Source organism: Neptunomonas concharum, from assembly GCF_008630635.1.
Taxonomy (GTDB): Bacteria; Pseudomonadota; Gammaproteobacteria; order Pseudomonadales; family Balneatricaceae; genus Neptunomonas; species Neptunomonas concharum.
This window is the reverse complement of record NZ_CP043869.1, coordinates 1,372,502-1,386,760: the sequence shown is the minus strand read 5'-3', so window position 1 is coordinate 1,386,760 and position 14,259 is coordinate 1,372,502. Positions and strand designations below refer to the sequence as shown.

Sequence of the window (14,259 nt, the reverse complement as noted above, 5' to 3'; positions counted from 1 at the left end):
CTGATGGCGTTTTATGCGCATCAGCACATTTTGCACCCTCTTAAGCGATTATCAAAATGGCTATATATCCCCAAACATGCCTCTTTTTCGTTCTCAAAAAGTCCTAAATATTCAGTTTTATACGACTGAATATAGTGAACTATTCTTTTTTCAAGTGAGTCTGGGCAGATATCGACTGTATATGATTTAAACCCTACACGATAGACACCCGCGTACACAGGGAAGCAAAACTGCCCTTCACCATTCACACCTAAATAACGATTATCAGGAGCAAGTTTAAGCGCTGGTACTTTTAGCTCATTATCAAGGTGAAGGTCCAAAAAGAAGCCGAGCTGACCGCACGTATCAAATACGCCTAATACCCAATCGACCCTGTTATTCTGATCAGAATCGCTATCAGATGCATACAGATACCATGACACACCCTGCCCATCCAACTGAACAGCCAATAGTCGATAAGTAAAGTGCTCCGTTTTATAAATAGCGTCATTTATAACACTTGAAGAAACAGGCTCTTGACTAGAAATGGGGGTAAATCGAGGGTCCATGTACTTCTCCACGGCAGCCTTACTGCATTAGCTAAAGAATAATTCTGAAGCGCATTATATCAGATAATACTAATATTAAGCCATTTAGGATGCGCTGAGGGATAAGCTGTTACTTATCAGACTAACCTAAACATTCACAGATTAGCTAATCCATTGGTTTCCCAGTAACTTCTCAACCCAGACAACACTTTATTGGCAGTGGGAGGTGGATTTACCCGCATCTCTTGATAGGCGAGTTCTAACTCTTGCAGAAAACTTTCCGACGCTGGCCGTCCTGAAAAATCGTCAAGGCTGGGGGAAAACTTAAGCCCAACAATTTCACACATGGCTTTTTCCAGCCCTTGTGGCCTCGCCTCAACTTCTTCAAAGCGCTGTTGCTCTTCGGCTGTTCTTCCGCACGGAGCGTACCAGTATCCGAAATCGTCCAAAGCTCTTCGCCGATCACCCGCTAAGCAATAATGCGACATTTCATGCAAAAGGCTGCGTGGATAGTTACTTCTAAAATATAGGATGGCATGGGTATTCGCTGTCGGCGCTTCGTAGAACGGCTCTTCTGCGTCTCCTTTTATGATTAAGTTGGGTAAGATGTTCGCAAAGGCATTGATCAAATTTTGACAGTATTCATCATCAGTACTGCATACACTCATTTATTCGCTTCCTGATACGACCTAAACGCTCGACACTCGTCTAATACTTTAACCAACTATTTTCACTTAACCACCAGACTTGGCCACTGCGCTGGTCTATGCGAGCGGTAGCAAAACCTTTTATATCTTTATCGGCTCTTAGGAGCTGGATCTCAAAAACTGAAGGGGAAATAACCTCATTTTCGTTGATGGGGTTCCAGTTTCCTTGGTCAGCCAGCCAAGACTCCCCAGTAAACCGATTATAACGAATCAAGACCCACTGGCCTTTTGCGGTATAACCCGAAACTAACTTAAATGCACTGTCTGACGTCTCTTGCAGCTGCTGGAGCTGTTGGGATAACTGCGCGATGTCGACTGAACTTAACGCCTCAGCAGACTGCCCTTCCGTATTATTGGCGGCATTTGATGTGAAATTAGCACCCATCAGCTGTAACCGGGAAAGGATAAGTTGGTTTAGCTGTTTTAGGTCTGCAGTATCCGCTTTGATTTGGATGATCTGCTCCTGCATTGTCGTCACCTGCCCTGATAGATAATCAACCGCATTACTTTGAGCAGGGGTTCCCGATGGCGAGGAGGTGCGGTTTGTGTTCGTAGGGGTCACTTGATCAGACTGAGTGGCATTCTTTATTGGCTCTGGGGCAGGTAATTCTCCAGAAATTTCCGGCGTAGATTGGCACCCAGTTAGCAGCGCACTACTAATCAATAAAATGCCTATTATCCTTAATGACATGTACACCTCCCACCGTTAAAAGCATGAATCACTAAAATTAAAAAAGAGGGCCTAAGCCCCCTTCTTATGATACTCGGTTAGTATCACGCTGGATAATCCATGATCCCAGGGTTACCGTCAACGTTTTTCAATTTAGGGGTATTCAGTTTGTCTATGCTCGCAACTTTACGGTCTCTTAGGTATTCAGCAACGACATCCCATATATCAGCTCCTTCTGAACGAGCCCCTACCGTTGCCCACCCGCTGACTTTATAGGATTTATTCGCGTCAATCTTTTCTCCGTTATCCAGTGTCATCTCACTAATTCGGTTACCGATATCTTGGGTAGGATCACAGACATAATCAAACCCTCCCACTCGCACCATATCACCGCCTGACTGCAGGTAGGGCTCTGGATTAAACAAATTATCGGCCACATCTTCCAAAATCAACTTGAGTTCTGAGCCTTTCATTTCACGGACATATGTCTCTGGATAAGTCAGGCATGTTTGGTCGAGCACATGTTCCATGGTCACCATTTGGCCTTTTAGCACCGTCGTTCCCCATCTAAAACCTGGGGATAGTGAAACTTGTGCATCATTAACCTTGCGTAGTGCATCGCAAATAAGTTGATCAAACGTGCCATTAAAATTACCTCGGCGAAACATTAGCTCATCAGCAGGTGCTAATTGCTCAGTTAACCACGGCAAATAAGGGGCTCGTATATCGTTGATTAACGCAGCCATGGCAGGATCAGCAGGAATCAATTCTGAGAAGACAGGGAGCAAACGGTAACGGTAACCTTGTACCTTACCCTCTCTAACATCCAGATCCATAACACCGACGAACTTTCCGTTCGAACCCACATTACACACTAATGTAGTTCCGCCATTATTTTTGACTAATGTAGGTGCTGGCATACCATCATGGGTATGGCCTCCAAGAATAACGTCAACGCCTGAGACGCGATTAGCCATCGCGATATCTACATCCATCCCATTGTGGGAGATCACAACAACGGCATCAACCTTCTCATTTGCTCGAATGTGATCGACCTGCTCCTGAAGGCGGTCGTCATAGATATCGAATGTCCAATCAGGGATAAACCGAGCAGGATTGGCAATTTTAGTACGAGGGAAGGCTTGCCCAATAATCGCTATGCGCGCTCCGCCTATCTCTTTAATCGTATATGGTTTAAAAACATGACCACTGTCTTCACTGAAAATGTATTCATCAGCTCCTTCAAAGAGGGCATCTTCTGTCACAAAGACATTCTGCGCTAAAAACTCGCCATTAAAGGCTTTAATATTTTCAAGAATCTCTGCTTGTTCGTACGTAAACTCCCAATGTCCTGTCATTATATCTACGCCCAATGCATTGGTTGCTTGTACCATATCCATGCCCCGAGTTTTATACGCCGTACCCGAGCCCTGCCACGTATCCCCACCATCTAGCAACAGTGTTTTCTCTCGACCATAGGATTCCCGCAAACGTTCAACCAGCGTTTTTATATGAGCAAAACCACCTACTTTTCCATATTTAGCAGCGGCTTCTTCATAATTAAGACAGGAAAACGCGTGAGCCTCTAGCGTATTCGGATTAATACCGAAATGCTGGAGCAATTTATCGCCGACCAAATGTGGGGGCTTTCCTAAGGCACTTCCAATCCCTAAATTAACGTTAGGTTCTCGAAAATAAATAGGTAACAGTTGGGCATGGCAATCGGTCATATGGAGTAAACGCACATTCCCAAAGTTTTCTACTTCGTAAGGATCAGTTATTTGCTTCGCAGCTGCAAACCCTTGAGCTGGGAGCAAGCCTGCGGCACCAGCAAGACCTAATAACTGAGCAAATTCGCGACGAGACATGGACATAAAATCACCTTCGGGCAAAAAAATACCTATAGCAGCGTCTGCTATAGGTACTTAGCGGTTAATTATTATTGTGGTATAGAAAGATGCCAATTGGATTCTGCATACTCGTGCTGCTGAATACCAATACGGGCGTGATACTTAGCCTGCGCGGCTAGGTTCATAGCTTTCTGATACTCTCCTTCAGCAAGTGCAGCCTCGGCTTCTTTGATAAGCCCCTTAGTTAGCTTCCATTCAAAACCAACAGCTCCTGCTTCCGCATTCTTTGCCTTAGCTTTCTCTACTAAAGCGGCTGCATTAGCTTGTGTCGCCTCAACAGATGCCTCAACCTCTTCCTGATGATTCGTAGAATATTGCTTCCCACTCCATGTGAATGTATGGTCTTTACCATACATCCCTCGGTTCATATTGAACGCCTGATCAAAACTTTCAGCCAAAGCGGTCGTAGGAAGTAAGACAACAGCAGTTAATGCTAATAATTTTCTCATTTGCCTATCTCCTATTTACGAGCGCCAGGGCCATTAACTACCAAACCGTTGCTCATATAAGTTTGGAAGTATTCAAGGTTTCGGTAAGCTTCACTTTGCATTTCAAGAGGCTCAGAGCGGCTATCTTTATGGCAGCCTTTATAACGACGGTGCAATGTACCTAGCTCACCCCACTTAGAACGAAACACAGGGAAGTGGCTAACATGACCCAACGCAGGGCTCGGCAAATCAGCCCTAATACGAATATTTGAGCCTTGCATATGGCAATTTGCACACGATAGATTGAGCTGTCCCCGCTTGGTATAGAAGAACTTTTTACCTTCTAAATAAGCGGCCAACGCTCTTTTGTCATCTTCTGGAATTTTGATATCAATAGTATTATCTCGTGAGGTCCAAGCCATATAGGCTGAAATCTGAGCTATCGGACCTTTGCCCCACTTTAATGGCTTCTCGCCATTTTTTTCACGACACTCATTAATCTCCATCTCCAACGTTTTTACCGTACCTTGCTCTTTGTTCCAGTACGGGTAGTTTTGACGGATACCTATCCCCCCATTGTCAAAGCAATCGGCATAGCTTTGTCCGTTTGCAAAAGGGGTATTAAAAAGTGTTTCTCCCGTCTCTACGTCAAACTCATAGGGAGGGAACTCTTCCAGCTCATTCCATTGCTCACGCGATCCCGCATCAACGGCATAAATACCATTTACGTAATCCGCAATTTCTGCTTCTGGAAAGCGCTTTTTGTAGAAGTTTTGCAACGAGATACGGTCAGCCTCGGGGTCGACCGTCTCTAATGTATTACCTGCAGCGGTTACCAGTTGTGCGCTCATAATAAGCCCTACACTGACCGCCAGATTTTTTATTATTTTCATCCGGTAGCACTCCATCCTGTCATTCGATGGGTTAAGCATCCTCTAGAGGATGCTTTTTTTATTTTATAGCAGCGGTTTCTGTTGCAGACTTACCTGTGTTTTCAGACCACATCATCACCAGTTCATCCCCTTTTGCACCACCTTCGAAATCAAATGCGATATAAGGGTTTTTAGACACTGCAGGACCTAAGTTAGCCTCAAACACGACTTTATCAGCATGCTTTACCACTAGATTGTTTAAGAAAAGCGCTGGTATGAGCTCGCCCGTTTTAGAGTCTTTTCGCTGTCCAGACTCCATTACATGCTTAGCCATCATTTTAACTTGGGTTTTACCACCTGATGCTTTTGCTTTAACTTTTAAAATATTCGCCATGATTTTTCTCCAGAAACTGTCTTAGCCGCCACAACCGCCGATGGTTACTTTTACCTCTTTAGAGGCGCTGTATAATTTTCCATTTGCCTTAACAACCGCAGTAACCTTGGAGGTTTTACCCATACGCACACGTGTTGATACATCCGCCATAGTTCCGGCTGGAATGATAAATTCAGCAGCCAATGGTGATGGGTTTCCTTCAATGAAGATGCTCATGGATTCAACACCCGCCATTGAAGACGCAACCGTCACAGGCACTACCGCACCATTTTCAGCAATATCAGGTGCTTTAAGCGTTACCTCAGCACTATCTTCAACAGCGCCCTCGCCTAGCAGCGCTTTCATAGCAGACATCTGGTCTTTGGCTTCGAATGCATTTTTATTCCATGCAGCTAGTGCTAATCGCGGCATTAAAACGCTCGCGCCGATCAATACACCCCCGGTGGCAATCGCTTTTACTACAGTACGACGATTCATACTCATTTTATTGTCCTCTTACTTTCTCACCCTGCGGGCAAATCAAAACTGGTAGATATACTCAACAACCGCATCAATCTCTTCTTCGGAGAGAATCCAATGTTTGCCAACAGGTGGCATGATGGTAATAGGGTTATTAACGGTAGGATCCCAGACCTGAGCCCGTAATAGGCGTTTATCTGGGAAGCGTTGCTTCATCGCTATCATTGGGGGGCCTTGATTACCAGGAAGGTTAGCATCAGGATCATTGATTTGATGGCAAGAGATACAATTACCTCTCGACTTACCCATATAGACAGCCTTGCCTTCGGTAATCATCTCCTCCTGCGTAGCCGCATTGGCTGGCACTGCTGTGCAGATTGCCAGAAAACCGGCTGCGCACACTGAGGTCATTACTTTGCGCATTCCTCTCTCCTCCGAATCTGTCTGAAAACAGACTTTCTTATTGTTATTGTAAAAGGCTCTTATTCAAGAGCCTTATAAGCTTAGTACTATTTCACCAATTCAACCATGTAAACGACTGCCTCTGCAACTTGCTCATCGCTCAGGTCAACCCGGCCACCCTTGGGAGGCATAATACCCGAAGATCCCGAAAAACCTTTAACAGCATGATCGATCAAGACACTCAAATCTTGTTTGATTCGAGGCGCCCATGCTTCATGATCACCTAGTTTAGGGGACCCAGCGATACCGGTACCATGACAAGCTTTACAAGCGTTATCAAATGTTTCTTTTCCCGCCTGAGCTTTTGCAGACAACACAGCAGGTTTAGTATCCGAAGAATGTGTATCATCCCCTTCCATACCTAAGGAAGCTTTTCGTGCTTTTTCTTTCTCACGCTCTAGCTCCTCTTGCCCCTCATGAGAGGCCGCTGGCGCATCGGCACCTTCAATGAAGTGGCCTACTGGGGTAATCCCTTTAAGCGTGCCTTCTATCTTCATTGTTTTTGGATCAGCACAGTCTTTCATACAACGAGTATTCTGGGCATCTGGGCGCGGGTCTACAAAGAAACCATCCTTGTTAGGCATCTCAATTTGCGCTAGGTTTTCATGAGTCAGTACAAACTCATCATCCACTATTTCATTCAAGTACAAAACATAGGCGGTGATGTGATAGACCTGCTCATCCGTTAATGAGCGTGGTGCTGTAAAGGGCATCGCGCGGCGAATATAGTCAAATAGCGTCGATGCATAAGGCCAATAGGAGCCCACAGTTTTAGTTGGACGCTCTTCCGTTAATGTACCTTTGCCACCCGCTAATACAGGCCAGCGCCCTTCCCCTTCTCCAAACAAGCCGTGACACGTTGCGCAGAGTTGTTCATATAGCGCTTCACCTTCGGATACTGACCCTTCTCCTGGTGGAAGACCTAGTCCATCAGGTCGAATATCAATATCCCACCCTGCTATCTCTTCTGCTGTGGCAGTTTTACCAAAGCCAAATTTTTCTGCAGCCACAGCCGTTAAAGGCGTAGTGATGGCAGCTCCTATGATAGAGGCTAATACGACTTTCTTAAGAGATCTGAACATTGGTGACCTCCCCATTATTCGCAACTTTCCAAGTATGAATGGAGTTTTTGTGATAGATGGAATTACCGCCGCGAGCTTCACGCAATTGCTTCAAGGTAGGCTGGACGTATCCCGTCTCGTCAATAGCCCTAGATTGCAGCAGCCAAGGCTGACCATTCCATTTAGTTACTAAACTAAAGCGTGTCAGTGATTTGGATAATACAAGCCCCTTTAAGTTAGCAGGCACCCAACTCACGCCGCCATCAAAGGAGATATCCACTTGCTTAATTCGTCCCCTGCCAGACCAAGCTAATCCTTCGATCTCGATTAACCCGCTATTTTTAATCGGATTCTCTGGGCAAGGATTTGTAATGACTGAGTTAGTTTCCTGCACAAACGAAAACTTACGAGCTCGTCCGTCTGGCATCAAATCTGTGTACTTGGAGGTCTCTTCGCGGTGATACCAAGGCTTATCCCCCACTTCCAAACGGCGTAGCCATTTAATCGAAGTGTTACCTTCCCAACCTGGGTTCAATAAACGTAGTGGGTAGCCCTGTTCTGGGCGTAGCATTTCACCATTTTGAGCGTAGACTACTAATGTATCATCTAAGGCTTTCTCTAACGGGATCGAACGACTCATATGAGCGCCGTCTGCTCCTTCAGCCAAAATCCATTTACCCTCTGGCTTAATACCCACCTCGTCCAATAGCACACGTAGTGGAACACCCGTCCATTCACAGCAACTTAACATGCCATGAGTGAACTGCAAGGCTTCCATTTGTGCACCTTTCCACTCCATTCCCCCATTAGCAGGGCATTCAATAAACTTTATTTCAGAGACCGATGGAAAGCGCATTAAATCTTCCATCGTAAAAATAATGGGCCTTTCAACCAGCCCATGAATCATTAAGCGATGCTCCTCAGGGTCTATTTGAGGAACACCCGCATGATAGCGCTCGAACACGAGACCATTAGGTGTGATGATTCCCTTTAGGTCGTGTAAGGGAGACATAGAAATAGAAGAGATAGATTCGGCAGTCAACCAAGGAACTGTGCGTCGAACAACGTGACTTTCATATTTTGAAGGTTGGCCGTACGGGTACTCTACAACACCATGACCGAGCATTTTGCCCCATGTAGGTTCCATTGGTGGCAGGTTGGAACTCGCTGCCGCTTTGCTGGCAAATACGGTACCTGCTACTCCCCCTGCCGCTAGAATCCCTTTTCGTAAAAAGTCGCGGCGGTCAGTGATCGACAACCCCTCAGACTCTTTTGCAAGCTGAGCCATCAGCTCTCTGGTGCTGGGCACCTTTGTGTTCTTTGACATCCACGCCTCCGCAATCTTGGACAGCTGTGCTGCTTTTTATTCTTTTTAGGTATATGTTTATAACACCATTAGGATATTAGCACATCCTGAAACATTTTCATCACAGAAGACACTTAATTAGCACCTACTTAAGTAGAAAATCTTTATTTTTTGTATTTAAAGCTTTAATTTTTCGGTAGAGGGTACGCTCACTAACTCCCAACTGAATAGCCAAGTCCCTATTTTCACCTTGGTAGTGAGATAACACCCACCTCAGATAATCATCCTCTACCTGAGTGAGAGGAAGAATCGTCTGGCACGGTACAGAATCCACCTCTGAAGGTGACTCAAATACCTCACTTGGTAGGTGTTCAGGCTCAATTACACCGCCATCAGCAAACAACACGGCACGCTCTAAAATATTCCGCAGTTCACGAACATTGCCCGGAAAAGCATAAAGTCCCAAAGCCCTTAACGCTTTACTACTGATAGCCACAGCCTCTCCACCGGGGATTCTTTTCAAAAGCGTATTGGCTAACAACTTAAGATCTTCCTTACGCTCCGCTAACCTTGGTAAATCTATAGGAAAAGCCGATATACGATAGTAAAGATCCTGTCTAAAACGACCTTCTGCCACCATCGTTTTTAAGGATTTATGGGTAGCACAGACGAGTCTAAAATCTGCATGCTGTGGCTCTATTCCACCCACCGTACGGTAGGTTCCCGACTCGATTAAACGCAACAGTTTTACTTGTAAAGAGAGCGGTATATCTCCTACCTCATCTAGAAATAGCGTGCCGCCTCTAGCAGCGGCAACCAAACCTTGTTTACGTGAGATCGCTCCTGTAAAAGAGCCCTTTTCATGTCCAAACAACTCACTCTCAAACAGGCTTTCTGTTAACCCTGAGCATTCGACCGTAACAAACGCTCCCTTTGATCGCCGGCTGGCTTGATGAATAGCTTGAGCAACCAGCTCCTTACCTGTACCAGACTCCCCCAAAAGCAAAACACTAATTTCGCTAGGAGCTGCCCGCTGGATCATCTCCAACATAGTATTGAAAGCTTTCGACCGTCCCACCATACCAAGCCCTGATGGGGAGGCCGCAGCCTCCTTCACCAAATGCATCTTTTCAAGAAAGTAGATAACTTCACCCGCTTCATTTTTGATGGGCGTCATTTCTACATCCACGTGCTCCTCACCATGGCAAGTATTATGAAGATGCAGTACACGTTGTTTTTTTCCTGTTTCGCTACAACGCTTTAGTGGACATGATTCACCAGCTTGATCACACGGTACGGCATAACCGTGAGACACCTCAAAGCATTTTCGCGATAGAATCCTCTGATCCCCCCCATACAGTTGCGTATAGGACTCATTTGCTGCCAAAATCTCATAGTCAAGAGATAGCAAAGCAGCTGGTTCTGGGTGTGCATTTAGAATACCCGCAATCTCTGAAAAAGACTCGATAACCATAAAATATCCGCCAAAAATGTCATGAATTATGTCAAACATGACATATATATAGAAAATTTCCAGCAAACTCACCCCAAAAGCCGACCATAATCCCTCTAAAATAGCGTGTAGCGAGTTATGGCACACTCTGTGCTATCTACAAACCGAGTCATCCATTTGTAAGCAATCGATAGTTCAGTGCGCGACAGTTCGTCTCTATTGCACGACAGAAAGAGTGCTTATTCACCCTCTCTGATTTGATAACCTCGGGAGTTAGCAATGATCACAGAAGAGATTGTTGATCTTTCACGATTACAGTTTGCCATCACGGCAATGTACCACTTTCTTTTCGTCCCCCTCACTTTAGGTCTGACCTTTATTCTTGCGATTATGGAGTCTGTCTATGTCATGACAGGTAAGCAGATCTACAAGGATATGGTGAAATTCTGGGGCAAGCTTTTTGGCATCAACTTCGCCCTCGGCGTGACGACCGGCCTAACGATGGAGTTCGAGTTTGGCACAAACTGGGCCTATTACTCACATTATGTTGGGGATGTCTTCGGTGCACCCTTAGCGATAGAGGGATTAATGGCTTTCTTTTTAGAGTCCACTTTTGTTGGTTTATTCTTCTTCGGCTGGGATCGTCTGAGTAAAGTTCAACATCTCGTTGTTACATGGCTTGTTGCTCTGGGTTCTAACCTGTCAGCCATGTGGATTTTAGTGGCGAATGGTTGGATGCAAAACCCCGTAGGCTCAGAGTTCAGCTATGAAACGATGCGCATGGAAATGACAAGCTTTGCTGATATCTTCATGAACCCTGTCGCACAGGTGAAATTTGTACATACCGTGTCTGCGGGTTATACCACGGCAGCAATGTTTGTTTTGAGCATCAGCGCTTGGTACTTGCTAAAAGGGCGAGATATCGCCTTTGCTAGACGCTCCTTTGCCATAGCATCAGCCTTCGGACTGGCAGCTAGCCTATCCGTGATTCTCTTGGGTGACGAATCAGGCTACGAACTAGGTGATGTACAAAAAACCAAACTCGCAGCCATTGAAGCCGAATGGGAAACAGAAAGCGCCCCTGCTGCTTTTACACTATTCGGTTTCCCTGATTCTGAGACTATGGAGACCCACTATGCCGTTAAGATCCCTTATGCGTTAGGACTAATTGCTACGCGATCAACTACAGAAGAAGTAACGGGTATCAAGGATTTAATCCTTGAGCATGAGGCACGTATCCGCCAAGGAATGGTCGCCTATGGGCTGTTGCAAAAACTTAGAGCTGGGGATCAATCAGCTGACTTAAGAACACAATTTGATGCGGTGAAAAAAGACTTAGGGTATGGGTTATTACTAACCAAGTACACCGATGATATTACCCGTGCAACCGAGGCGCAAATTAAGGCCGCTGCCATGGACACAATTCCACCCGTCGCCCCTTTATTTTGGAGCTTTAGAATCATGGTTGCATGCGGTTTTTGGATGCTGATGATTTTCGCACTCTCCTTTTATTACACCGCAAAACGCACTTCCCACACCCAGCGCTGGCTGCTGAGACTAGCATTTATCTCTCTCCCCGTACCATGGATTGCAAGCGAGATGGGTTGGTTTGTTGCTGAATTTGGCCGCCAACCTTGGGCCATCGGTGAAATCTTACCAACCTATACGGCAACATCGGTACTGACAGTTAATGATCTGCTGGGTAGCTTAGCCGCCTTTATCTTCTTCTACACCTTACTCGCTATTGTTGAAATGTACTTAATGATTAAATTTGCACGCATAGGCCCAAGTAGCCTACATACGGGTCGTTATCATCATGAAGAAAACACCTCCTCGTCCACTCAAGCAACATTATCAGTTTAGGAGATAGACGTTATGTTATTTGACTATGAAACCCTAAAGTTTATTTGGTGGGCTTTGGTAGGCGTACTGTTGATCGGCTTTGTTGTAACTGACGGCTTTGATCTGGGTGTCTGTATATTATTACCCTTCATTGCCAAAACAGATGAAGAAAGGCGCATTGCCATTAATACCGTTGGCCCACACTGGGAAGGTAACCAAGTATGGTTCATTACCGCAGGCGGGGCTATCTTTGCCGCTTGGCCAGCCGTGTATGCCGCAGCCTTTTCCGGCTTTTACTGGGCAATGCTGCTGGTACTCTTTGCGTTGTTCTTCCGCCCTGTTGGCTTTGATTATCGCTCAAAAATACAAGACCCTCGCTGGCGCTCTACATGGGACTGGGGTTTATTTATTGGTGGTTTCGTTCCTGCTCTCGTCTTTGGCGTTGCTTTTGGAAACTTACTTCTTGGTGTTCCCTTCCAACACGATGAGTTTTTAAGACCCTCTTACCAAGGCTCCTTCTTTGGTTTGCTTAACCCATTTGGTTTATTAGCGGGTATTGTCAGCTTGGGTATGCTCGCTATGCACGGTGCGGTTTGGTTGCAGCTACGAGCCAGCGACTTAATTGAGAGCCGGGCACAAGGTTGGGTCAAATTTTTCTCTTTGTTCACGTTAACTGCATTCGTCTTAGCAGGCATCTGGCTTAGCGTCGATATAGACGGGTACACCATCATTACCCAACCGGCTCTCGATGCGTTACCTAATCCCCTAAATAAGAGCGTTATTGTAGAATCAGGAGCTTGGATGAATAATTATCAAAACTATCCTGTAACGCTTTTAGCACCGCTATTGGGGATTGTCGGTTTAGTCTGCACCTTTTTACTCTCCTCTGCACAGAAGCCGGGATTAGCATTTGTGACAAGCTCACTTTCTATGGCAGGCATTATACTGACAGCAGGTGTTTCCATGTTTCCTTTTATTATGCCTTCTAGCCTGTCACCTAACAGCAGTTTAACGCTATGGGATGCAGCCTCTAGTCATTTGACCTTAAATGTTATGACGTATGCCGCTTTGATTTTTGTGCCCATCATACTTGGCTATACCACTTGGTGCTATAGAGCGCTCTGGGGGCGTGTAACTGCCGAATATATCCGTCTTAATGATCATTCGTCTTACTAGGAGTTTTTATGTGGTACTTTGCATGGATACTGGGAGTTTTGCTGGCGTGTAGCTTTGGCATCATCAACGCAATGTGGCTTGATGCTGAAGAGGAGAGCAGATACTAAATATTAAGGGAGAGCACTCAGTTGCTCTCCCTCTTCCTTTAAAAGGTTCTAGCAATGTTTCCACACAGGTTGTCGTTTTGCAATAAACGCATCAATACCTTCTTGTGCATCCTCTGAAAGCATATTACTGACCATGATTTGACTGCAGTGGATATAAGCATCAGCAAGTGATTGGTCTTTTTGTTGATAAAAAGCACGTTTGCCAACTGCCAATGTATGTCGCGATTTGCTAGCCACTAACGACGCAACCGCTTCTACTTCTTGCTCCAGAGAGTTTTCAGGTACTACGGCATTAATTAACCCCATCGATTCCGCACGAGCAGCACTAATCAATTTACCGGTCAGTAACATTTCCATCGAGTGTTTGGGCATAACGGCCCTAGATAAAGCCACCATGGGAGTTGAACAGAATAATCCGATATTAACGCCCGGTGTACCAAAACGTGCATTATCAGCTGCATAAGCTAAGTCACAACTAGCCACTAGTTGACACCCTGCCGCGGTCGCTACACCGTGCACTTGCGCTATTACAGGAATGGGAAGGCTGGTAATTTTTTGCATTACCTTATAGCAGGTTTCAAAGGTTAGTTGATAAAAAGATTCCTCTCCAGCATCAAGCATCTCTTTTAGGTCATGGCCTGCACAAAAACCTTTACCGTCTCCCTTAATAACAACAGTACGGATAGAGAGGTCGGTTTCAATCTCATCTAAAGTTTCGAATAGCTGCTGCATTAATGCCATAGATAGGCTGTTATATGCTGATGGTCGACACAGTGTTAGGTAAGCTACCCCGTTTTTATCTCGGCGCTGAATAAACTCTTTCATAGGATCTTTCTCTTATTTTTGTTAGCGAGGCTCTTCGCACACTAACAAAGAAAAAGATAA

General features: G+C 45.4%; 16 protein-coding genes. 3 read left to right on the top strand and 13 right to left on the bottom strand.

The window, feature by feature from the left end; all coding sequences use genetic code 11:
* Window positions 1-20: 20 nt before the first annotated feature.
* From F0U83_RS06395 to F0U83_RS06340, 12 genes are all read right to left on the bottom strand, one after another.
* Complete coding sequence (locus F0U83_RS06395) at window positions 21-548, bottom strand: hypothetical protein (RefSeq protein ID WP_138988514.1); 528 nt, start codon at window positions 546-548, stop codon at window positions 21-23.
* Between the two features lie 134 nt (window positions 549-682).
* Window positions 683-1,195: an elongation factor P hydroxylase gene (locus F0U83_RS06390; RefSeq protein WP_138988515.1), complete on the bottom strand. Its 513-nt coding sequence runs from the start codon at window positions 1,193-1,195 to the stop codon at window positions 683-685.
* A 40-nt stretch (window positions 1,196-1,235) separates the two neighbouring features.
* Entirely contained in the window at window positions 1,236-1,925 is a 690-nt protein-coding gene (locus tag F0U83_RS06385; RefSeq protein ID WP_138988516.1) for a hypothetical protein, read from the bottom strand.
* 83 nt (window positions 1,926-2,008) lie between these two features.
* Window positions 2,009-3,772, bottom strand: a complete 1,764-nt coding sequence (gene soxB, locus F0U83_RS06380) for a thiosulfohydrolase SoxB (RefSeq protein ID WP_246077854.1) — start codon at window positions 3,770-3,772, stop codon at window positions 2,009-2,011.
* Window positions 3,773-3,843: 71 nt separating this feature from the next.
* The gene (locus F0U83_RS06375) at window positions 3,844-4,263 is read right to left on the bottom strand and encodes a SoxAX-binding protein (protein WP_138988518.1); all 420 of its coding nucleotides are present in this window, start codon (window positions 4,261-4,263) and stop codon (window positions 3,844-3,846) included.
* An 11-nt stretch (window positions 4,264-4,274) separates the two neighbouring features.
* Window positions 4,275-5,135 carry a sulfur oxidation c-type cytochrome SoxA gene (soxA, locus tag F0U83_RS06370; protein ID WP_138988519.1) on the bottom strand — a complete coding sequence of 287 codons (861 nt, stop codon included), beginning with the start codon at window positions 5,133-5,135 and terminating at the stop codon, window positions 4,275-4,277.
* A 58-nt stretch (window positions 5,136-5,193) separates the two neighbouring features.
* Window positions 5,194-5,508 carry a thiosulfate oxidation carrier complex protein SoxZ gene (gene soxZ, locus F0U83_RS06365; RefSeq protein ID WP_138988520.1) on the bottom strand — a complete coding sequence of 105 codons (315 nt, stop codon included), beginning with the start codon at window positions 5,506-5,508 and terminating at the stop codon, window positions 5,194-5,196.
* A 21-nt stretch (window positions 5,509-5,529) separates the two neighbouring features.
* Window positions 5,530-5,991 carry a thiosulfate oxidation carrier protein SoxY gene (gene soxY / locus F0U83_RS06360; RefSeq protein WP_138988521.1) on the bottom strand — a complete coding sequence of 154 codons (462 nt, stop codon included), beginning with the start codon at window positions 5,989-5,991 and terminating at the stop codon, window positions 5,530-5,532.
* Between the two features lie 36 nt (window positions 5,992-6,027).
* The gene (soxX, locus tag F0U83_RS06355) at window positions 6,028-6,390 is read right to left on the bottom strand and encodes a sulfur oxidation c-type cytochrome SoxX (protein ID WP_138988522.1); all 363 of its coding nucleotides are present in this window, start codon (window positions 6,388-6,390) and stop codon (window positions 6,028-6,030) included.
* A gap of 86 nt (window positions 6,391-6,476) precedes the next feature.
* Complete coding sequence (locus tag F0U83_RS06350; RefSeq protein WP_138988523.1) at window positions 6,477-7,511, bottom strand: c-type cytochrome; 1,035 nt, start codon at window positions 7,509-7,511, stop codon at window positions 6,477-6,479.
* Entirely contained in the window at window positions 7,495-8,817 is a 1,323-nt protein-coding gene (gene soxC, locus F0U83_RS06345) for a sulfite dehydrogenase (protein WP_138988524.1), read from the bottom strand. The genes F0U83_RS06350 and soxC overlap by 17 nt, the downstream gene beginning before the upstream one ends.
* Window positions 8,818-8,941: 124 nt before the next feature.
* Entirely contained in the window at window positions 8,942-10,270 is a 1,329-nt protein-coding gene (locus F0U83_RS06340) for a sigma-54 interaction domain-containing protein (protein ID WP_138988525.1), read from the bottom strand.
* A gap of 258 nt (window positions 10,271-10,528) precedes the next feature.
* Between F0U83_RS06340 and F0U83_RS06335 the strand changes: the two genes are divergently transcribed.
* The 3 genes from F0U83_RS06335 to cydX are packed head-to-tail and all read left to right on the top strand — an operon-like array spanning window position 10,529 to window position 13,374.
* Entirely contained in the window at window positions 10,529-12,112 is a 1,584-nt protein-coding gene (locus F0U83_RS06335) for a cytochrome ubiquinol oxidase subunit I (protein ID WP_138988526.1), read from the top strand.
* 12 nt (window positions 12,113-12,124) lie between these two features.
* A complete protein-coding gene (cydB, locus tag F0U83_RS06330) occupies window positions 12,125-13,267 on the top strand; it encodes a cytochrome d ubiquinol oxidase subunit II (protein ID WP_138988527.1) in 1,143 nt (380 codons plus the stop codon).
* An 8-nt stretch (window positions 13,268-13,275) separates the two neighbouring features.
* Complete coding sequence (gene cydX / locus F0U83_RS06325; protein WP_138988528.1) at window positions 13,276-13,374, top strand: cytochrome bd-I oxidase subunit CydX; 99 nt, start codon at window positions 13,276-13,278, stop codon at window positions 13,372-13,374.
* A 48-nt stretch (window positions 13,375-13,422) separates the two neighbouring features.
* Here the strand turns inward: cydX and F0U83_RS06320 are convergent, their stop codons facing one another.
* A complete protein-coding gene (locus tag F0U83_RS06320; protein WP_138988529.1) occupies window positions 13,423-14,199 on the bottom strand; it encodes an enoyl-CoA hydratase in 777 nt (258 codons plus the stop codon).
* Between the last annotated feature and the right edge of the window lie 60 nt (window positions 14,200-14,259).